Origin of the sequence: Citrobacter sp. RHB25-C09 (assembly GCF_013836145.1) — a bacterium.
GTDB lineage: Bacteria > Pseudomonadota > Gammaproteobacteria > Enterobacterales > Enterobacteriaceae > Citrobacter_A.
The window spans coordinates 4,140,663-4,159,990 of record NZ_CP057483.1 but is presented as its reverse complement, the minus strand read 5'-3'; the positions used below and the strand labels follow the sequence as shown (position 1 = coordinate 4,159,990).

General features: G+C 54.4%; 19 protein-coding genes. 5 read left to right on the top strand and 14 right to left on the bottom strand.

Annotated elements, in window-relative coordinates; all coding sequences use genetic code 11:
• Positions 1-37 precede the first annotated feature (37 nt).
• The gene (locus tag HVY19_RS19650) at positions 38-1,510 is read left to right on the top strand and encodes a DASS family sodium-coupled anion symporter (RefSeq protein ID WP_181682248.1); all 1,473 of its coding nucleotides are present in this window, start codon (positions 38-40) and stop codon (positions 1,508-1,510) included.
• Between the two features lie 45 nt (positions 1,511-1,555).
• On the opposite strand, the gene tpiA is transcribed toward HVY19_RS19650, so the two are convergent.
• Together tpiA and HVY19_RS19640 are read right to left on the bottom strand one after the other, a co-directional pair.
• Positions 1,556-2,323: a triose-phosphate isomerase gene (tpiA, locus tag HVY19_RS19645; RefSeq protein WP_003028783.1), complete on the bottom strand. Its 768-nt coding sequence runs from the start codon at positions 2,321-2,323 to the stop codon at positions 1,556-1,558.
• Between the two features lie 112 nt (positions 2,324-2,435).
• Positions 2,436-3,032: a DUF1454 family protein gene (locus HVY19_RS19640; protein WP_181682247.1), complete on the bottom strand. Its 597-nt coding sequence runs from the start codon at positions 3,030-3,032 to the stop codon at positions 2,436-2,438.
• A gap of 100 nt (positions 3,033-3,132) precedes the next feature.
• Between HVY19_RS19640 and HVY19_RS19635 the strand changes: the two genes are divergently transcribed.
• The gene (locus tag HVY19_RS19635) at positions 3,133-3,564 is read left to right on the top strand and encodes a DUF805 domain-containing protein (RefSeq protein WP_181682246.1); all 432 of its coding nucleotides are present in this window, start codon (positions 3,133-3,135) and stop codon (positions 3,562-3,564) included.
• Positions 3,565-3,599: 35 nt separating this feature from the next.
• Here the strand turns inward: HVY19_RS19635 and fpr are convergent, their stop codons facing one another.
• The 4 genes from fpr to glpF all read right to left on the bottom strand — a co-directional run bounded on the left by fpr (position 3,600) and on the right by glpF (position 8,097).
• Complete coding sequence (gene fpr / locus HVY19_RS19630; protein ID WP_181682245.1) at positions 3,600-4,346, bottom strand: ferredoxin--NADP(+) reductase; 747 nt, start codon at positions 4,344-4,346, stop codon at positions 3,600-3,602.
• A gap of 208 nt (positions 4,347-4,554) precedes the next feature.
• Positions 4,555-5,565 (bottom strand): class II fructose-bisphosphatase, encoded by a 1,011-nt coding sequence (glpX, locus tag HVY19_RS19625; RefSeq protein WP_181682244.1) that lies wholly within the window; start codon positions 5,563-5,565, stop codon positions 4,555-4,557.
• A gap of 156 nt (positions 5,566-5,721) precedes the next feature.
• Entirely contained in the window at positions 5,722-7,230 is a 1,509-nt protein-coding gene (glpK, locus tag HVY19_RS19620; RefSeq protein ID WP_181682243.1) for a glycerol kinase GlpK, read from the bottom strand.
• A gap of 21 nt (positions 7,231-7,251) precedes the next feature.
• A complete protein-coding gene (gene glpF / locus HVY19_RS19615) occupies positions 7,252-8,097 on the bottom strand; it encodes a glycerol uptake facilitator protein GlpF (protein WP_181682242.1) in 846 nt (281 codons plus the stop codon).
• A gap of 400 nt (positions 8,098-8,497) precedes the next feature.
• Between glpF and zapB the strand changes: the two genes are divergently transcribed.
• A complete protein-coding gene (gene zapB / locus HVY19_RS19610) occupies positions 8,498-8,743 on the top strand; it encodes a septal ring assembly protein ZapB (protein WP_181684336.1) in 246 nt (81 codons plus the stop codon).
• 230 nt (positions 8,744-8,973) lie between these two features.
• Here zapB and rraA read toward each other — a convergent pair whose 3' ends face one another.
• The 7 genes from rraA to priA all read right to left on the bottom strand — a co-directional run bounded on the left by rraA (position 8,974) and on the right by priA (position 16,926).
• Positions 8,974-9,459: a ribonuclease E activity regulator RraA gene (rraA, locus tag HVY19_RS19605; RefSeq protein ID WP_181682241.1), complete on the bottom strand. Its 486-nt coding sequence runs from the start codon at positions 9,457-9,459 to the stop codon at positions 8,974-8,976.
• A 92-nt stretch (positions 9,460-9,551) separates the two neighbouring features.
• Positions 9,552-10,481, bottom strand: coding sequence for a 1,4-dihydroxy-2-naphthoate polyprenyltransferase (menA, locus tag HVY19_RS19600; RefSeq protein WP_181682240.1), 930 nt, complete (start codon positions 10,479-10,481; stop codon positions 9,552-9,554).
• Between the two features lie 66 nt (positions 10,482-10,547).
• The gene (gene hslU / locus HVY19_RS19595; RefSeq protein WP_181682239.1) at positions 10,548-11,879 is read right to left on the bottom strand and encodes an HslU--HslV peptidase ATPase subunit; all 1,332 of its coding nucleotides are present in this window, start codon (positions 11,877-11,879) and stop codon (positions 10,548-10,550) included.
• A gap of 9 nt (positions 11,880-11,888) precedes the next feature.
• Positions 11,889-12,419, bottom strand: a complete 531-nt coding sequence (hslV, locus tag HVY19_RS19590; RefSeq protein ID WP_007369227.1) for an ATP-dependent protease subunit HslV — start codon at positions 12,417-12,419, stop codon at positions 11,889-11,891.
• A gap of 91 nt (positions 12,420-12,510) precedes the next feature.
• Entirely contained in the window at positions 12,511-13,464 is a 954-nt protein-coding gene (ftsN, locus tag HVY19_RS19585; protein WP_181682238.1) for a cell division protein FtsN, read from the bottom strand.
• Between the two features lie 81 nt (positions 13,465-13,545).
• Positions 13,546-14,571, bottom strand: a complete 1,026-nt coding sequence (gene cytR / locus HVY19_RS19580; RefSeq protein ID WP_181682237.1) for a DNA-binding transcriptional regulator CytR — start codon at positions 14,569-14,571, stop codon at positions 13,546-13,548.
• Positions 14,572-14,727: 156 nt separating this feature from the next.
• A complete protein-coding gene (gene priA / locus HVY19_RS19575) occupies positions 14,728-16,926 on the bottom strand; it encodes a primosomal protein N' (protein ID WP_181682236.1) in 2,199 nt (732 codons plus the stop codon).
• A 255-nt stretch (positions 16,927-17,181) separates the two neighbouring features.
• On the opposite strand from priA, the gene rpmE reads away from it, so the two are divergent.
• Positions 17,182-17,394, top strand: coding sequence for a 50S ribosomal protein L31 (gene rpmE, locus HVY19_RS19570; RefSeq protein WP_012907796.1), 213 nt, complete (start codon positions 17,182-17,184; stop codon positions 17,392-17,394).
• 177 nt (positions 17,395-17,571) lie between these two features.
• Here rpmE and metJ read toward each other — a convergent pair whose 3' ends face one another.
• The gene (gene metJ / locus HVY19_RS19565; protein WP_042325599.1) at positions 17,572-17,889 is read right to left on the bottom strand and encodes a met regulon transcriptional regulator MetJ; all 318 of its coding nucleotides are present in this window, start codon (positions 17,887-17,889) and stop codon (positions 17,572-17,574) included.
• 277 nt (positions 17,890-18,166) lie between these two features.
• Between metJ and metB the strand changes: the two genes are divergently transcribed.
• A complete protein-coding gene (metB, locus tag HVY19_RS19560; protein ID WP_181682235.1) occupies positions 18,167-19,327 on the top strand; it encodes a cystathionine gamma-synthase in 1,161 nt (386 codons plus the stop codon).
• Position 19,328: the final 1 nt, after the last annotated feature.

Here is a 19,328-nt window from a genome sequence, read left to right as displayed (position 1 = left end):
ACGCATAGTCATGCGTTGAAAATTCAAGGATTGATCCATGGACAGATTAACCCCCATTCGCTGCTGGCCTGCGATTATCTCAATCGCTATCACCCTGACAATCTGGTTTGTCATTCCCTGTCCTGCGGACGTCACGCCTGACGCATGGCATCTGCTGGCACTGTTTATCGGCACCATTGCGGCGATTATCGGAAAAGCGCTCCCCATTGGCGCGATCGCGATTGTGGCGATCATGCTGGTGGCCATGACTGGGGTGACGAATCCCAGCAAACCTTCCGCAGCGCTTAACGACGCACTGAGCGGCTTCTCTAACCAGCTCATCTGGCTGATAGGCTTGTCGATCATGCTGTCGCAGAGTTTGTTAAAAACCGGACTGGGGGCGCGGATTGGCTACGGATTTATTGCGCTGTTTGGCAAACGTACGCTGGGTATTGCCTGGGCATTGACCCTGGCGGAGACGCTGATTGCGCCGGTGACGCCAAGCAACACCGCGCGTGGCGGGGGCATTATCCACCCGGTAATGCGCGCCATAGCCGAAAGCCTTGGCTCCCAGCCAGGGGATCGCAATAATGGGTCGACGGGGCGTTATCTGGCGCTGGTGAATTACAACATTAACCCGATCAGTTCGGCCATGTTTATCACCGCGACGGCACCGAATCCGCTCATTGTCAGCTTTTTGACCAAAGGGACAGACGGCGTGCTGCACATGACGTGGGGGATGTGGGCGGTTGCTGCGTTCCTTCCGGCGGTGGTCTCGTTGGTGGTAATGCCGATAGTCATCTGGTGGCTTTACCCGCCAGCTATCACGCGTACGCCAGATGCGCCACAGTTTGCCCGTCAAAAGCTCGATGGGTTGGGACCGCTGTCTCTGGCCGAGAAAATCACCCTCGCGGTGTTTATTTTGCTGCTGGGCCTGTGGGCGGGCGTGCCTGAAATGCTCATGGGCAAGGGCTGGGCCGTTAACCCTACCAGTGCGGCACTCATAGGCCTTTCCATCCTTCTACTGACTGGGGTATTGCACTGGGACGATATTCTCAAGTGTCGCGGCGCATGGGATACGGTCGTCTGGTTTGCTGCACTGGTGATGATGGCCGATTTTCTCAGTAAGCTGGGGCTGGTCGGCTGGCTGGCGACCACGGTAGGTAGCGCCATTGACCATCTCGGCGTCCACTGGAGCGTGGCGACGCTGCTGCTGATTTTGCTTTATGTCTATTCCCACTATTTCTTTGCCAGCACTACCGCACATATCACGGCGATGTTCGCGGCTTTCTTCGCCGCAGGGCTGGGCTTAGGGGCGCCGCCGGCGCTGCTTGGCCTGATGCTCGGTTTTGCCTCTTCGCTGATGATGTCGCTCACTCACTACGGGACGGGAACGGCGCCCATTATCTTTGGTTCGGGCTATGTGACGCTGGCGGAATGGTGGAAAACAGGATTAGTGATGAGCGTGGTCAACCTGACCATCTGGATCGTGACGGGTGCCTTCTGGTGGCACTGGCTGGGCTACTGGTGATACGAGGTGTGAAACGGGAGGAGAGATCCTCCCGTTTTAACGGCATTACGCCTGCTTAGCGGCTTCTGCTGCTTTCACGATGACGGCAAACGCGTCAGCTTTCAGAGAAGCACCACCAACCAGCGCGCCGTCGATGTCCGGCTGAGCGAACAGTTCTGCCGCGTTGGCTGCGTTTACGGAACCGCCGTACTGGATGATAACTTGCTCAGCGATTTTCGCGTCTGCTTTAGCAATGTGGTCACGGATAAATTTGTGAACAGCCTGTGCCTGTGCCGGAGTCGCAGATTTGCCGGTACCGATCGCCCAAACCGGTTCGTAAGCGATAACAACGCCTTCGAATGCAGCTGCGCCCTGAGTTTTCAGCACGGCGTCGATCTGACGTGCACACACTTCTTCCGTTTTGCCCGCTTCGTTTTCTGCTTCGGTTTCACCGATGCACAGAACCGGAGTCAGACCCTGCTCTTTCAGCACAGCGAATTTTTTCGCGATCAGTTCGTCAGACTCTTTGTGGTAAGTACGACGCTCAGAGTGACCGATAATGATGTACTGCGCACCGATATCTTTCAGCATTTCCGCTGAAGTTTCACCTGTAAATGCGCCAGACAGGTTCAGGTCAACGTTTTGCGCGCCCAGGATGATGTGGCTACCGGCAGCTGCGTGTTTCGCCAGGTCGATGTACATTTCCGGCGGAGCAATCGCAACCGCGCAGCCAGCCACGCCAGCCAGCTCTTTACGCAGGTTAGCAACCAGTTCGTTTACCATATGGCGGCTGCCGTTCAGTTTCCAGTTACCCATCACTAAAGGATGTCGCATTTCAATTCTCCACGCTTAAACAGCGAATTAAGGAAGATGGCCACCCGTCAGGGCAGCATGGTCTGTGAAACAGTATAGAGATTCGTCTCAGGAAAGGCTTTGCTTTTTATCATCAATTCGGCCTCTCAAGGTTTTCAGATAGCGCCAGCTTAATCGGTTCAACAGCGAAGGTCAGCCCTTTTTCACCGTTATCTGCGATGACATAGCGAATTGCACCTTCAGTCTCTGCCAGGTAGCGTTTGTTTTTGCCCGCATTGAGCAACTTCTGCACTTTATTCTGGCTCTGTTCTTTTGTCTGTAACGGCGCAACGGTGCGAATAATTGCCGCCATATACTCCAGGGCTTTTGCTCTTGCGGCCTTGCGCTCTGGCCCCTGAATCGGTAGCCAGGTGATTTGCATACTTTTGATTTTTAACGTGCCGCGCTCAAGAGCGGTAGAGGCATACAGGTTCTCATTGATTTTGCTGGCGGCGCGGGTGAGATTGGCTTTGTCGCGACTGCTGTCGATAGAACGAAATTCGCTCAGGGCAAGCGCTGGATTCTGGGTATTAAAATTCTCGCGAAACTGGCTAATGGAGAGATCAAACGTCGGCGCGCCAGCGAGCAAATAGGGCGCGGTCGTTACCGTCTGAGGCTCAGCCGCGTGTGCCGTTATGCCCACGGACATTGCGGAAAACAGGAATATCAACAGAGTACATCCAGGCTTCATCAAACATACCTTTTGTTTTGGCTGCTTACGATTAAAACGATAACCGTCCGGCTTGTCAAAAGGGTAAACTGTCGCGGATGACAATTTTAAGGGAACTTACATGACCATACAGCAATGGTTATTTTCATTTAAAGGGCGTATTGGACGCCGCGATTTCTGGCTTTGGATCGGCTTGTGGATTGTCAGCATGGTGGTGCTTTTTTCCCTCGCCAGCAAAAATCTTCTCGACATCAAAACCGCGGCGTTTTGTCTGGTCTGCCTGCTATGGCCAACCGCAGCGGTGACGGTCAAGCGTCTGCACGATCGTGGACGCTCCGGGTTATGGGCATTATTGATGATTCTGGCGTGGATGCTGCTCGCTGGTAACTGGGCGATCCTGCCGGGCATGTGGGCGTGGGCGGTGGGACGCTTCGTGCCAACGCTGATCCTCATCATGCTGATTATCGATCTGGGCGCGTTTGTGGGCACTCAGGGTGCGAATAAGTTTGGTAAAGATACTCAGGACGTTAATTTTAAAGCGGAACCGAAGTAGGCCGGATAAGGCATCGACACCATCCGGCAGAAAATTCACCAGTAATGCTCAGCCGTCATATGTCCCGGTCGGCGACGCAGATGTTTGGTCATCTGCCGGGAGTCTTTCAATAGCTGCTGCGTATCACGTACCATTTGAGGGTTGCCGCACAGCATCACATGGCTGGTGTCTTTATCCATCGATAACCCTACCGCTTTTTCAAGTTCACCGCTTTCAATCAGCGCCGGAACGCGACCGGTTAACGAGCCCGCCACCGTCTCACGACTGACCACCGTCTGGATCCGCAGCTTACCTTCATAACGTTTTTCCAGCTCCTGCATCATCGGCAGATAGCTGAGATCGGCGGCATAGCGTGCGGCATGGACCAGCACCAGATTTTTAAAGCGTTCTAAATCTTTCCCGAACTGAAGAATCGACAAATAGGGGCCAATCGCGGTGCCGGTGGCGAGCATCCACAGCGTATCGCAGTCTGGCACTTCTTCGAGGACGAAGAATCCCGCCGCTTCGCTCACGACCTGAATGTCGTCGCCGGGCTTTAGCGCCGCCAGGCGCGGGCTCAGTTTACCGTCAGGCACAGTGACCAGGTAAAACTCCAGATCGGGATTATCAGGGGCATTCACATAAGAATAGGCGCGCTGGACGCGCTCACCGTCGATCTCAAGACCGAGTTTGGTGAATTGGCCTGCAGTGAAAGGATGAACGGGGGCGTGGACGGTCAGACTAAACAGGGCATCGGTCCAGTTTTGTACCTTAGTGACTTTGCCTGTTACCCAATCTGCCATGGTTATCTCCTGTTCTGAACGTGTCCCATTATCTTCGTTCCATGAACAGAAAAATTCCAGCCCGCGAGGGCCGGAAGGCTCGATCTAACAAATTTATGCCGAATAGCAGCACAGGTGCCTGTAGGCCGGTCAAGCGAAGCGCCTTATCCGGCCTACAACACTGCACCCCTGTAGGCCGGGCAAGCGAAGCGCCCCCGGCAGGGAGCGATTACAGGATATGCGCCTGTACGTCCGGGTCTTTGCGATCGAGATAGTGAATCGACTGAATGCGGCGGATGGTGCGGGATTTACCGCGAATCAGCAGCGTTTCGGTGGTGGCGATATTGCCTTTGCGACTAATACCTTCCAGCAGGTCGCCTTTGGTGATGCCGGTGGCGGAGAAGATAACGTTGTCGCTGCGTGCCATCTCATCCAGACGCAGAGCTTTGCCTGCTTCAATGCCCATCGCCTGGCAGCGTGCCAGCTCTTGCTCACCAATACGACGGTTTTCTTCACTGTCACCTTTAACATCGTGACGCGCCAGCAGGCGGCCCTGCATGTCGCCGTCCAGCGCGCGGATCACCGCTGCGGACACAACACCTTCCGGCGCACCGCCAATGCCGTACAGCACATCAACTTCGCTGTCTGGCATACAGGTCAAAATCGACGCCGCCACGTCGCCGTCAGGGATGGCGAATACGCGCACGCCCAGTTTCGCCATTTCTGCAATCACGTCATCGTGGCGGGGTTTTGCCAGAATAGTGACGGTGAGTTCACTCAGCGGTTTACCCAGCGCGAGAGCGATGTTGCGCAGGTTATCCGCCAGCGGCAGGTTGAGATCGATAGCGCCTTTTGCGCCCGGCCCGACAATCAACTTTTCCATATACATGTCCGGCGCGTTCAGGAAGCAGCCCTTATCGCCGACCGCCAGCACCGCCAGCGCGTTGGCCTGGCCCATCGCGGTCATGCGCGTACCTTCGATAGGATCCACGGCAATATCCACCGCGTCACCGCGACCGGTACCGACTTTCTCACCGATGTAGAGCATCGGCGCTTCGTCGATCTCGCCTTCACCGATCACGATGGTCCCGTCAATGTTGACCTGGTTGAGCATAATGCGCATGGCGTTGACCGCTGCGCCGTCTGCCGTGTTTTTATCACCACGACCCAACCATTTGTAGCCAGCCAGCGCCGCCGCTTCGGTTACGCGGGAAAATTCGATGGCAAGTTCTCGTCTCATAGCAAACTCATAGCAGAAATGAATGGCGCGAAGTGTATCACAGGGGAGAGGGGGGAATTATTGATGTGTACACAGGTGCAGGGTTTCCCCCGCACACTGATTTTTCCGGATGGCGACGCTAACGCGTCTTATCCGGCCTACGTCTCTAATGACGGATTACTCGTCGTGATCTTCCCACGCCAGCGCGCGTTTGACCGCTTTCTTCCAGCCGCTGTAGCGGTAATTACGCTCGGTGGTTTCAATGCCCGGGCGGAATTCACGTTCGATAACCGCTTTTTCCTGCAACTCATCCAGGTTCTGCCAGAAGCCGACAGCCAGCCCTGCCAGATACGCGGCACCCAGCGCCGTGACTTCGCGGACTTCCGGGCGCTCAACGCGCGTACCGAGAATGTCAGACTGGAATTGCATCAGGAAGTTATTGGCGACCGCACCGCCGTCCACGCGCAGGGCGTGCAGGCGTATACCAGAGTCTGCCTGCATCGCTTCCAGCACGTCGCGGGTCTGGTAGGCAATGGATTCCAGCGTGGCACGGATGATGTGGTTGGAGTTCACCCCACGGGTCAGACCGAAGATCGCGCCACGGGCATACGGATCCCAGTACGGTGCGCCCAGACCGGTAAACGCCGGAACCACGTACACACCGTTGGTGTCTTTCACCTTAGTGGCAAAATATTCGGAATCGAACGCGTCACTAATGAGCTTCATTTCGTCACGCAGCCACTGGATGGAAGCGCCCGCCATAAATACCGCCCCTTCCAGCGCGTAGTTCACTTCTCCGGTCGGACCACAGGCGATGGTGGTCAGCAGACCATTTTCCGACTTAACCGCTTTTTCGCCAGTGTTCATCAGCATAAAGCAGCCGGTGCCGTAGGTATTCTTCGCCATCCCTTCTTTCACGCAGAGTTGGCCAAAAAGCGCCGCCTGCTGATCGCCGGCGATACCGGAGATTGGAATACGTGTACCGCCTTTCCCACCAATGTTGGTCTGGCCGTAGACTTCAGAGGAACGGCGCACTTCCGGCAGCATGGCGCGCGGGATATCCAGCGCATCCAGCATTTTGTCGTCCCAGTCCAGAGTATGGATATTAAACAACATGGTCCGTGAGGCGTTGGTGTAATCCGTTACGTGTACGCGTCCCTGCGTCATTTTCCAGATGAGCCAGGTATCGACCGTACCGAACAGCAGTTCGCCGCGACGTGCGCGCTCACGGGAGCCTTCGACGTGGTCGAGGATCCACTTCACTTTGGTACCGGAGAAGTACGGGTCAATCACCAGACCGGTGTTGCTACGAACGTACTCTTCCATACCGTCACGCTTTAAGCGCTCACAGATGTCCGCGGTACGACGGCACTGCCAGACGATGGCGTTATAAATCGGTTTGCCGGTTTCACGTTCCCAGACGATGGTCGTTTCACGCTGGTTAGTTATCCCGATAGCTGCAATTTGATCGGAACTGATATCTGCTTTCGCCAGGACTTCCACCAGTGTCGAACTTTGTGTTGCCCAGATTTCCATTGGGTCGTGTTCTACCCAGCCAGCTTTCGGGTAGATCTGCTCAAATTCGCGCTGTGAAACGCTCACGATATTGGCGTCGTGATCCATCACGACTGCACGAGAGCTGGTGGTGCCCTGGTCGAGCGCGACGATATACTTTTTCTCAGTCATAATTTTTGTCCCGTAGTCACATTACAGCGAAGCTTTTTGTTGTGAAGTGGTCGTGGTTTCCTTCTCTTCCACGGCACAGGTATCGCACGGCAAATGGCGGCCGATCAGCTTGCGATAGGCAAATGCGCCCACAATAGCGCCAACGATAGGGCCGAAGAGCGGCACCAGGAAGTAAGGAATATCTTTGCCACCGGTAAAGGCCACGTTACCCCAGCCAGCGAGCCAGGCGAACGCTTTCGGACCGATGTCACGCGCCGGGTTCATCGCAAATCCGGTCAATGGACCCATCGATGCGCCGATAACGGCAATCAGTAAGCCAATCAGAAGTGGAGCCAGTGGGCCACGCGGAACGCCGTTACCGTCATCGGTCAGCGCCAGGATAAGCCCCATCAGGATAGCGGTAATCACCATTTCAACCGCGAAGGCCTGCACAAAATTGATATGTGGATTCGGATATGTTGAGAAAGTGCCAGCCAGATCAACACTTTCAATGCTACCACGCACGATGTGGTGGGTTTGTTCAAAGTCCGCGAAAAGATTGTAGTAAAGCCCGTAAACTAACGCCGCTGCGCAAAACGCACCGGCAAATTGAGAAATGATAAAAGGGACAACTTTACGTTTGTCAAAACAGGCGAAGAGCCATAATGCGATGGTGACTGCCGGATTAAGATGTGCGCCAGAAACGCCTGCGGTCAGGTAGATAGCCATTGCCACCCCCAGCCCCCAGATAACGCTGATTTCCCACTGACCAAAAGACGCGCCAGCGACTTTAAGAGCAGCGACACACCCTACACCGAAAAAAATCAACAACCCGGTACCGAGGAATTCAGCAATGCACTGGCCTTTTAAGGTTGATGTTTGACTCATAATCGGATCCTGAAGAGTTTAAGTTTATTGTTAGCGAGGAGGTCAGCGACATCCACGATGCCCTGTAGGCACACTGTTAATTTATCGTTAACGAGCAAAAACGAGAAATATCGAACTTTAAATGTGTGTGCTGCGTCAATAAAATGAGCGTTATCGCGCCAATAAGCGCATTTTGTGACACTGATATGGAGTGATTTAAATCATTTCATTAACGAATGTGTTAACACTTAATAGTTATGTAAATGATGTCACCAGGAGAAAGACGAAAATTCCTGCAAACCGCAATCTACGCGGGATGCTGCTGGACAGGGACTGCGGGGCTTCATACAATCGGGGGCATATTGATTATGCGATATTGTGCGCGTATGCGTGAAGCGTCGCCTTGCAATTCAGGAGAGAAATAGCCATGTCTTTAGAAGTGTTTGAGAAACTGGAAGCAAAAGTTCAGCAGGCGATCGATACCATCACTCTGTTGCAGATGGAAATTGAAGAGCTGAAAGAAAAGAACAACAACCTGGCGCAGGAAGTGCAGTCTGCACAACATAGCCGTGAAGAACTGGAACGCGAGAACGCTTCGCTGAAAGAACAGCAGCATGGCTGGCAGGATCGACTGCAGGCACTGCTCGGCCGTATGGAAGAAGTCTAATCCTCGTCATCTTTCACGTTATGGCGGCGTTGGCTGCGCGTATTCACACCAGTCACGTAGTTTACTACGCTCCTGGGGATTCATTCGCTTGCCGCCTTGCCCTAACGCGAAAACTTTAGAGGATTCCTGAGCAAGTGGCTTGTAGGCCGGATAAGGCACTCGCGCCGCCATCCGGCATTGTCTCAGATGACACCGCGCATAAAAAAGGCACCTTACGGTGCCTTTTTTGATCACTCTATATCGAGCGGGTCTTCGGAAAGTATGATGCCGGTGTTGTCTGCGTAGAGATGATCGCCAGAGAAGAACGTCACGCCGCCGAAATTGACGCGGACATCGCTTTCTCCAATGCCTTCACCTGCTGCTCCAACGGGTATTGCGGCAATCGCCTGAATACCGATATCCAGTTCTTCCAGATCGTCCACCTGACGCACCGCGCCATAGACGACCAGACCTTCCCATTCATTCTGTACGGCAAGACGCGCCAGTTCAGCGTCGACCAGCGCACGACGGACAGAACCCCCGCCGTCGACCAGCAGAATGCGACCACGGCCGTTTTGTTCGAGCAGATCGTACAGCAACCCGTTATCCTCGAAACATTTCACCGTGACGATTTGTCCGCCAAACGACGACCGCCCTCCAAAGTTAGAGAACAGTGGTTCCACGACGTTGACATCTTCTTGATAGATGTCACAAAGCTCGGAAGTATCGTATTTCATTGGCTTAACGTTCAGTTGCTGCGAGAATTTTTAGTATATCGCGCTATGTGTACTGTTGGCAAAATCATCAATTGTTAATTGATATTTGTCAGTTAACGTGCCCACTGACTTAAGAAAATGCCTATCACAAACAGTAGGTTAGTCAACAGTGCGGCTTTTACCGTGCGTTCCAGCATGGGACGCATTGCCGCCGGTTCCAGTTCGCGCATCACATAACGAGCCTGTTTAATCAGCAGTGGCGCGGCCAACAGGAACAACCATCCCCACGGGCTTTGCAGTGAAAGCAGGTTAAACAGCGCCAGACAAACCAGCGTCCCCATTAGCAGGCAGGCATGGTAACGGCGGGCGTTAACCGCACCCAGACGCACAACCAGCGTGTTTTTACCGTTCTCACGGTCGCTGTTAATATCGCGCAGGTTGTTGATATTCAGCACGGCGGTGGCCAGCAGCCCACAGGCCGTCGCCGGCAGGATTAATTCTGGAATCAGCGTATGCGCTTGCAGATACCAGCTCCCCATCACGCTTAGCCAGCCGAAGAATACCAGTACAGAAATATCGCCAAGGCCAATGTAGCCATAAGGGCGATTGCCGACGGTGTAGGTAATGGCGGCGATAATCGACAGCACGCCCAGCACCAGGAAACCGACAAAATCGGCGGGCGTTTTGCAGGCTACTGCCACCAGTGCCAGACCAGACAAGCAAATTAGCACCACGGTGACGATCAGCGCGCGCTTCATCTCCTGCTGGGTAATGACACCTTTCTGCATACCGCGCAGTGGCCCAATGCGATCGGGTTTGTCGCTTCCCTTGACGGCATCGCCATAGTCGTTAGCAAGATTCGACAGAATTTGTAAGAGTCCCGCGGTGATCAGCGCCAGCAAAGCGACCAGTGGGTCAAAATACCCTTGCCACCATGCCAGGGCCGTACCGACGATGATCGCTGCGAAAGCCAGCGGCAGCGTCTTGGGTCGTAAACTCTCCAGCCAGGCCTGGGAGCGGCTAATTTGTTGTTGTTCAGTCATATTTAGCGCCAATAAAAATGGGGCTTTTCAGCCCCATCAACAATGATGAAAATGCATTGAACGCGATTATAGGATAAAACGACTCAGATCTTCATCTGCGACCAGCGCATCCAGATGTTTGCTCACATAATCCGCATCAATTGTTATGCTTTGACCGTTCAAATCGCTCGCATCATAGGAAATATCTTCCATCAGTCGCTCCAGAACGGTGTGCAAACGACGAGCGCCGATGTTTTCTGTCGTCTCGTTGACCTGCCACGCCGCTTCGGCAATCCGTTTGATACCGGAGTCAGTAAATTCAATATTTACTCCCTCGGTCGCCATCAGCGCTTTGTACTGCACGGTGATAGAGGCATTGGGTTCGGTCAGGATACGTTCGAAGTCGCCCGTGGTCAGCGCCTGAAGCTCAACGCGAATCGGCAGACGCCCCTGAAGTTCAGGGATCAGATCGGACGGTTTAGCGACCTGGAACGCACCAGAGGCGATAAACAGGATATGGTCGGTTTTCACCATGCCGTGCTTGGTGGAAACGGTGCAGCCTTCAACCAGTGGCAGCAGGTCGCGCTGCACGCCTTCGCGGGACACGTCCGGGCCTGAGGATTCGCCGCGCTTACAAATTTTGTCGATTTCGTCGATAAACACGATCCCGTGTTGCTCCACGGCATCAATGGCTTCCTGTTTCAGCTCTTCAGGATTTACCAGCTTGGCCGCTTCTTCTTCAATCAGCAGCTTCATCGCATCTTTGATTTTTAGCTTACGTGCTTTTTGCTTTTGACCGCCCAGGTTCTGGAACATCGACTGCAACTGGCTGGTCATCTCTTCCATGCCCGGAGGCGCCATGATTTCGACGCCCATCGGCGCAGCGGCAAGATCGATCTCGATTTCTTTATCGTCGAGCTGGCCTTCACGCAGTTTTTTGCGGAACGCCTGACGCGCAGCGGACGGTTCAGACTGCTGTTCCGCCTGGCCCCAGTTGTTTTTGGCCGGTGGGATCAGCACGTCCAGAATTCGCTCTTCCGCCATCTCTTCAGCGCGGAAGCGGTTTTTCTCGATCGCCTGGACGCGGACCATTTTAATGGCGGCATCGGTCAGATCGCGGATGATAGAATCCACTTCTTTCCCGACATAACCTACTTCGGTAAATTTGGTGGCTTCCACTTTAATGAATGGCGCATTGGCCAGTTTAGCCAGACGACGGGCGATTTCGGTTTTACCGACGCCGGTCGGGCCAATCATCAGAATGTTTTTCGGGGTCACTTCGTGACGCAGCTCTTCGTCGAGCTGCATGCGGCGCCAGCGGTTACGCAGGGCAATAGCCACAGAACGCTTGGCGTTATCCTGCCCGATAATGTGTTTATTCAGTTCGCTGACGATTTCGCGTGGGGTCATTTCAGACATGGGAGATCCTTACGCCTTAGATGGTAATTCTTCAATGGTGTGGAAATGGTTGGTGTAAATGCAGATATCGCCTGCAATATCCAACGCTTTTTCAGCAATTTCGCGAGCGCCGAGCTCGGTGTTTTCCAGCAGAGCACGTGCTGCGGCCTGGGCGTAGGGACCACCAGAACCGATAGCAATCAGATCGTTTTCCGGCTGCACCACGTCACCATTACCGGTGATAATGAGGGAGGCGTTTTCATCCGCGACCGCCAACAGCGCTTCCAGTTTGCGCAGCATTCGATCGGTACGCCAGTCTTTCGCCAACTCAACGGCGGCTTTCACCAGGTGCCCCTGATGCATTTCCAGCTTGCGCTCAAAAAGTTCGAACAGCGTGAACGCATCCGCCGTACCGCCAGCAAAGCCGGCAATCACTTTGTCGTTGTACAGACGGCGTACTTTTTTCACGTTGCCTTTCATTACGGTGTTACCCAGTGTGGCCTGACCATCACCGGCGATAACTACATGGCCGTTACGACGTACGCTTACTATTGTTGTCACGAGCAGACCCCTTGGTTACAAATGCAGAATACAAGCCCCACATTTTGTGTGGGGCATAATGCAAGTATAGATGGGGGGGATTTTGGGGGTTTCAACCCCCGGAGGCGAGTCGAATGCAGTTTGTATGACCTGCCATCTTCAGACGGCTAATGGTGCTGTCGGCATTTTCTTTGCCCTTCACCGGCCCAATGACTACGCGGTTCCAGCCATTGTTAGTAGTGATTTTAGAATCAAAGCCTTCGAATGCCAGTTGCGCGCGGACGGTTTCTGCCTGATCCACGCCTTTGAAGGAGCCGCACTGAACCATCCAGCGACGCTCATCTTTTTTCTCGGTCGTCGGCTTTGGTGCTTCCGGCGCTCGGGTTATGGGCGCTGCCGGCTGCGTTTTCGGTTGTGACGCAGTGGTATGCGCAGGGGTTTGCAGCAGATCCTGATACGGCTGCTGGGTCGCGGCCGGCTTTTGCGGCTGCGTGGTTTGCTTCGGTTGCTGTACCGGCGCGCTTTGCACCGTGCGCGTTTGCGGCTGCGGCTGGGTACGCGGCGGCTGCGTTTGCTGTTGCGCCTGACGCTGCTGTGCCTGCCGTTGTAGCGTTTGTTGACGCTGCTCCGGGGTTTGCTCGTTCCAAGGCACTTCGTTCAACTGTGTTGGTTGCTGGCGCATATCCGCCTGCATTTGCGCCAGCAGTTGACGCTGTTCGTTAGTCAACTGGTCCGGGTTCATAACTTCACCACCAGCGGACGGTTCGGTTGGCGCGCGGACGCCGGGCTGGCGGCTTTCCAGCTCTTTAATATAACGCCAGCGCTCTTCTGGCTTTGGCGGCAGCCCGTTGCCCGTTACTTTCTGACCTTGCAACGTCTCGGACTCTTCTTTCTTGTGATGAGTAATGAAGTACAGACCACCGATAAAGGCGACAAGGACAGCTGCGGCAATAGCGACCATTGCGGGCGATACCGCAGACGTGTTGCGTTGCTTTTTCCGTGAGGTGCTTTTCTTGCGCCGCGAAGGTGCCGGTTGGCCGCGACGTACATAATCTCGTTGTGCCACTATCGTTTCGCTGTATTTATTCGTTCGTCAGCCCGCCATGTTACTTAAGCGGCGGGGCTTTGACCAGACACGGTGTCTGAATTAAGGTAATGCGCGCGTTGTCCCCCGAAGGATTAACTCGCAATCCATCAAACGTGAGCCGCTGCTGACGTTATGCCCCTGCATTTGCTCGAGCAGCAACAGCATAGCCTCGCGACCAATATCGAAGCGCGGTTGGGAGACGGTTGTCAACGGTGGATCGCAAAATTCCGCCAGAGCGATATTGTCAAAACCGATGATGGATAAATCATCCGGAACCTTTAGCCCGTTGCGTTTAGCCCATGAGAGGGCACCGAGCGCCATAACATCGCTATGACAAAAGACCGCTGTCGGCGGCTGTGGCAAGTCAAGCAGTTGCTTCAGCGCGTTTCCCCCCGCTTCAAAGGTAAAATCACCGCGGGCGATGTAATGCGGGTCGACCGCAATGCCGCAGCGGCGCAGCGCCTGTACATAGCCTTGCAGGCGGTAGTGACATAGCGGCATCTCTTCCGGCCCGGCAATACACCCAATGCGCTGATGCCCCAGTTCATGCAGATAGTTAACGGCATTGAAGGCAGCAGTCAGGTTGTCGATATGTACGGTGGGCAGTTCCAGTTCTGGTGCAAATTCATTTGCCATTACCATCGGCGGCAGGTTGCGCTGTTCTTCGATACTGGCATCAAAGGGCAGACGGGAACCGAGCAGCAACATACCGTCAATTTGCTTCGTGATAATCAAATTAACGAACGTTTTTTCCTGCTGGTTTTGATGCGCGCAATCGCCAATAAGCACCAGATAACCGTGACTGGCGGCCGTGACCTCAATCCCACGGATGGTTTCGCTAAAGAACGGATCGCAAATATCCGGGACGATCACCAGGATCGTGCGCGATTCATTACGTTTAACATTGCGTCCCGTTGCCTGTGGTAAATAGCCCACTTCCATCGCCGCCTGTTCTACCCGATTGCGGGTGGTCTGGGAGACTTTATCAGGGTTCATTAGCGCGCGAGATACTGTTGCCGTTGAGACTTTCGCCTTCACAGCAACATCTTTCATTGTAGCGGCAGTAACCTGCTTCTTCGGTTTCACTCTTTCTCCTCGCCTGGTAACCCGGCGCAGCACAATCCCTATGGAATACACATCGGAATTATTTTTATCAGATAGTGAATGGAAGCGGTTACAGAATTTTCATAAAAAGTGTGATGGGTGTTTAATTTTACGATCCGCCTCGCAACATGAGGGGGGTTATCCCTCTATGGGATCGACATCCAGTACCCATTTCACCTTGCGGGAATCCGGTAAGGTGTTGATAAGCGCAAGCGTTCCGCTGACGATATGTTGTAAGCGAACGCGTGACGGATGCTGCAATAGAATCTGCCAGCGATAGCGTCCGCCGCGTTTGGGTGCCAGCGCCGGAACCGGACCAAGCACCCACAGTTTGTCATCCACCAGTGGACTGGCCTGAATCAGGTTGCGTAGTTGCTGCAAAAACAGCGGTGCCTGCTGGTTATTGTGGTCTTCTGCCCGCACGATGACGTGGCTAGTCCACGGCGGCAGTTGCATGGTTTGCCGCTCCGCCAGCGCCTGTTCGGCAAAGGCGTCATAACCCTGATGGAGAAGGGTTTGCAGCAACGGATGTTCCGGATGATGCGTCTGCAAAACCACTTCGCCCTGTTTACCCGCCCGTCCTGCGCGTCCGGAAACCTGAGTGTAGAGCTGGGCAAAGCGTTCTGCCGAGCGGAAGTCTGCGGAGAACAGTGCGCCATCGACATCCAGTAACGCAACCAGCGTGACGTCGGGGAAGTGGTGACCTTTCGCCAGCATCTGGGTGCCGATCAGAATTCGCGCGCCGCCGCGATGGACTTCTGCCAGATGTTGTTCCAGCGAACCTTTACGACTGGTGGTATCGCGATCGATACGCGAAATCGGGACGCCGGGAAAGAAGGGGGCCAGAGCCTGCTCAAGCTGCTCGGTGCCTAACCCAACGGGTACGGTATGCGTAGAACCGCAGGAAGGGCACTGGCGCGGCACCGGACGCTGGCTGTCACAATGGTGGCAGCGTAGATGATGTTGCGCCTGGTGCAGCGTGTAGTAGTGATCGCAGCGCGGACATTCCGCTATCCAGCCACAGTCGTGGCAAAGTAACGCCGGGGCAAATCCTCGACGGTTGAGGAACAAAATCACCTGATTGTCGGCCTGTAAATGCTGGCGCATGCGGGTGATAAGCGCCGGAGCCAGCCCGGCTTGTACCTGCTGACCTTTTAAATCCAGCACATGCTGAGTCGCGGGGCGCGCATTTCCGGCGCGGCGCGTCAGGCGCAGCATGCGGTATTTTTTCTGCCGCACGTTGCACAGCGTTTCCAGCGCCGGGGTTGCCGAGCCGAGGATAATCGGGATTTGTTCACTATGGGCGCGATAAACCGCCAGATCGCGGGCGTGATAGCGCCAGCCTTCCTGCTGTTTATAGGAGCTATCGTGCTCTTCATCGATGACGATCACGCCCAGATTTTTAAACGGCGTAAATAAAGAGGAACGGGTGCCGATGACAATCGCCGCCTCGCCATTTTTGGCTTTCAGCCACGCCGAGAGACGCTCGCTATCATTGAGGCCAGAGTGCAGTACCTCTACCGGTGCGTTAAAGCGTTCGCGAAAGCGGGCGATAGTTTGCGGCGTCAGGCCGATCTCCGGCACCATGACCAGTGCCTGCTTGCCCTGGGCGAGGATGTTTTCCAGTACGCTCAGATACACTTCGGTTTTACCGGAACCGGTGACCCCGGCCAGCAGCCAGGCGGAAAAACAGTCAGAAGCGCTATGGATCGCCCCGACAGCGGTAGCCTGTTCGGTATTCAGACGCAGGCGATCGCCGCAGACGGCGTAATGAGTGCGCCAGTCGCTAAAGCCCGGTGTTTCGCTTGCCAGTTCGCACAGCCCTTTTTTACGTAGCGCCTGGAGCGCGGCATCATTGAATTCGAGTTCCGCCACCTGGTCGCGCCAGATTTTCCCCTGCCGTAAGGCAGCCAGTGCCTGCTGCTGTTTTGGCGAGCGCTTCAGGCTGTTGAGATCGACAGCCTGACCCTCTTCGGTGGCAAACCAGAACCACATCGGCGCGTTGGTAGCGGGTTTCCCCTGACGCAGAAGGATAGGTAAGGCATGAAACAGGACATCGCCAATCGGGTGATGGTAGTAGTCAGCAGCCCATAAGAGCAGACGCCAGACGGAGGTTGAAAAGACCGGTTCGTCATCCAGCGTCTCAATGACGGCTTTCAGTTCATTGAGTGGCAGTTCGCTCTTGTCGCTGACTGACACCACGATCCCGATGCGCTCCTGCTGTTTGCCAAACGGTACGCGCACGCGACATCCGGCTTTGACTTCTATGCCTTCCGGCAAGAGATAATCAAAGGTGCGGGGAAGCGGAACGGGTAAGGCAACGTGCGCAACGGGCATGAACTCATCCTGACTTGAAATCTGGCGGGTTAGTATACACATTGTGGGAAGGGGAGGCGGATCAGTTTGCATCCATTGTGCAAATTCTGTATGATTCGCCGCCTTTGATGCAAATTGATTGTGTCAAACATTGACCATTACCCGAAAATTTCGCGCTGCTGATGTAGAGTGGAAGGTGACGGGAAATAATTAACATCGCGTGGTGTCTGGCGTTAGGGCTGGAAGAGCGACGCGGCCTTAAACTGAGGTTTCCCCATGAAAAAAGATATTCACCCGAAATACGAAGAAATTACTGCTACCTGTTCTTGCGGTAACGTCATGAAAATCCGCTCTACTGTTGGTCACGATCTGAACCTGGACGTGTGCGGCAAATGCCACCCGTTCTACACTGGCAAACAGCGTGACGTTGCAACCGGTGGCCGTGTTGACCGCTTCAACAAGCGTTTCAGCATCCCGGGCAGCAAATAAGTTTCTGCTGTCAAAGAAAAAAGCGCCGAAAGGCGCTTTTTTTGTATCTGTTCTACCACGAAAACAGCGGCCACTCTTTTCCTACGGCTTCAAAAACATATGGTTTGCTGTCGCGCATAACGGCCTTGTTACACAACAAAAAGAGCGACCCGGGATGCGGTATCGCTCTTCTTGCGATCAATATTCCCACGTCTCCGGATCGATGCCCAACTCGCGCATGATCTCTTTCGCTGCTTCCGGGATTTCATCGCTGCGCTCTTTACGCAGGTCTGCATCGTTCGGCAGCGGTTGTCCGGTAAAGGCATGCAGAAACGCTTCGCACAGCAGTTCGCTGTTGGTGGCGTGACGCAGGTTGTTCACCTGACGACGCGTACGTTCATCGGTGAGGATCTTTAACACCTTCAGAGGAATGGAAACCGTAATTTTTTTTACTTGTTCACTCTTCTTACCGTGCTCAGCGTATGGGCTGATATATTCGCCGCTCCATTCAGCCATGAGATACCTTAATCCTCTTCGTCATTAATATGAGGTCAAACCACAAACATTATGTGGATATTGGCCGTAATCCCGCACAGTTTACCGTACAGGCGATACCGTGACACGGATTAAGCACCTGTTGTTGTGCGCTAATGCATGTAATTTTAACGGCTATTTGCTTTTTGCTCAATCTATACGCAAAGAAGTTTAGATGTCCAGATGTATTGACGTCTATTGTGACAATGATTACTCTGAGTCCAGACTTTTCACCGACTCAGCTCAGGACCTCTCTAACATGACGCGTAAACAGGCCACCATCGCAGTGCGTAGCGGGTTAAATGACGACGAACAGTACGGTTGCGTTGTCCCGCCCATTCATCTTTCGAGCACCTATAACTTTACCGGATTTAATGAACCGCGCGCCCATGACTATTCCCGTCGTGGCAATCCAACGCGTGATGTGGTTCAGCGTGCGCTGGCCGAACTGGAAGGTGGTGCGGGGGCGGTGCTGACGAATACCGGCATGTCGGCGATACACCTGGTCACAACGGTGTTCCTGAAACCTGGCGATCTGCTGGTGGCCCCACACGATTGCTACGGCGGCAGCTATCGTTTGTTCGATAGCCTGGCGAAGCGTGGCTGCTATCGCGTGCTGTTTGTCGACCAGGGGGATGAGCGCGCCTTGCAGGCGGCACTGGCGGAAAAACCGAAGCTGGTGCTGATAGAAAGCCCGAGTAACCCATTGTTACGCGTGGTGGATATTGCGAAAATCTGCCAACTGGCACGTGAAGCGGGCGCAGTGAGCGTCGTCGACAACACCTTTTTAAGCCCTGCGCTGCAAAATCCGCTGGCATTAGGCGCCGATCTGGTGTTGCATTCATGCACGAAATATCTGAACGGCCATTCTGATGTTGTGGCCGGCGTGGTCATTGCAAAAGATCCAGATGTGGTCACCGAGCTGGCATGGTGGGCAAATAATATCGGCGTGACCGGCGGCGCGTTTGACAGCTATCTGCTGCTGCGCGGCTTACGTACCCTGTCGCCGCGCATGGAAGTCGCGCAGCGCAACGCTCAGGCGATTGTGGATTTCCTGCAAACCCAGCCGCTGGTGAAAAAGTTGTATCACCCGTCATTGCCGGACAACCAGGGGCATGAAATTGCCGCGCGTCAGCAAAAAGGTTTTGGCGCAATGTTGAGTTTTGAACTGGATGGCGATGAGCAGACGCTGCGTCGTTTCCTGAGCGGGCTGTCGTTGTTTACGCTGGCGGAATCGTTAGGGGGAGTGGAAAGTTTAATCTCTCACGCCGCAACAATGACCCACGCAGGCATGGCGCCGGAAGCGCGTGCGGCTGCCGGCATCTCAGAGACGCTACTGCGTATCTCCACCGGTATTGAAGATGGCGAAGATTTAATTGCCGACCTGGAAAATGGCTTCCGGGCTGCAAACAAGGGGTAAA

Bases quoted from the DNA above. Each gene is read 5' to 3' on its own strand.
- HVY19_RS19650 (WP_181682248.1), top strand. From the start codon at position 38: ATGGACAGATTAACCCCCATTCGCTGCTGGCCTGCGATTATCTCAATC.
- tpiA (WP_003028783.1), bottom strand. From the start codon at position 2,323: ATGCGACATCCTTTAGTGATGGGTAACTGGAAACTGAACGGCAGCCGC.
- HVY19_RS19640 (WP_181682247.1), bottom strand. From the start codon at position 3,032: ATGAAGCCTGGATGTACTCTGTTGATATTCCTGTTTTCCGCAATGTCC.
- HVY19_RS19635 (WP_181682246.1), top strand. From the start codon at position 3,133: ATGACCATACAGCAATGGTTATTTTCATTTAAAGGGCGTATTGGACGC.
- fpr (WP_181682245.1), bottom strand. From the start codon at position 4,346: ATGGCAGATTGGGTAACAGGCAAAGTCACTAAGGTACAAAACTGGACC.
- glpX (WP_181682244.1), bottom strand. From the start codon at position 5,565: ATGAGACGAGAACTTGCCATCGAATTTTCCCGCGTAACCGAAGCGGCG.
- glpK (WP_181682243.1), bottom strand. From the start codon at position 7,230: ATGACTGAGAAAAAGTATATCGTCGCGCTCGACCAGGGCACCACCAGC.
- glpF (WP_181682242.1), bottom strand. From the start codon at position 8,097: ATGAGTCAAACATCAACCTTAAAAGGCCAGTGCATTGCTGAATTCCTC.
- rraA (WP_181682241.1), bottom strand. From the start codon at position 9,459: ATGAAATACGATACTTCCGAGCTTTGTGACATCTATCAAGAAGATGTC.
- menA (WP_181682240.1), bottom strand. From the start codon at position 10,481: ATGACTGAACAACAACAAATTAGCCGCTCCCAGGCCTGGCTGGAGAGT.
- hslU (WP_181682239.1), bottom strand. From the start codon at position 11,879: ATGTCTGAAATGACCCCACGCGAAATCGTCAGCGAACTGAATAAACAC.
- priA (WP_181682236.1), bottom strand. From the start codon at position 16,926: ATGCCCGTTGCGCACGTTGCCTTACCCGTTCCGCTTCCCCGCACCTTT.
- rpmE (WP_012907796.1), top strand. From the start codon at position 17,182: ATGAAAAAAGATATTCACCCGAAATACGAAGAAATTACTGCTACCTGT.
- metJ (WP_042325599.1), bottom strand. From the start codon at position 17,889: ATGGCTGAATGGAGCGGCGAATATATCAGCCCATACGCTGAGCACGGT.
- metB (WP_181682235.1), top strand. From the start codon at position 18,167: ATGACGCGTAAACAGGCCACCATCGCAGTGCGTAGCGGGTTAAATGAC.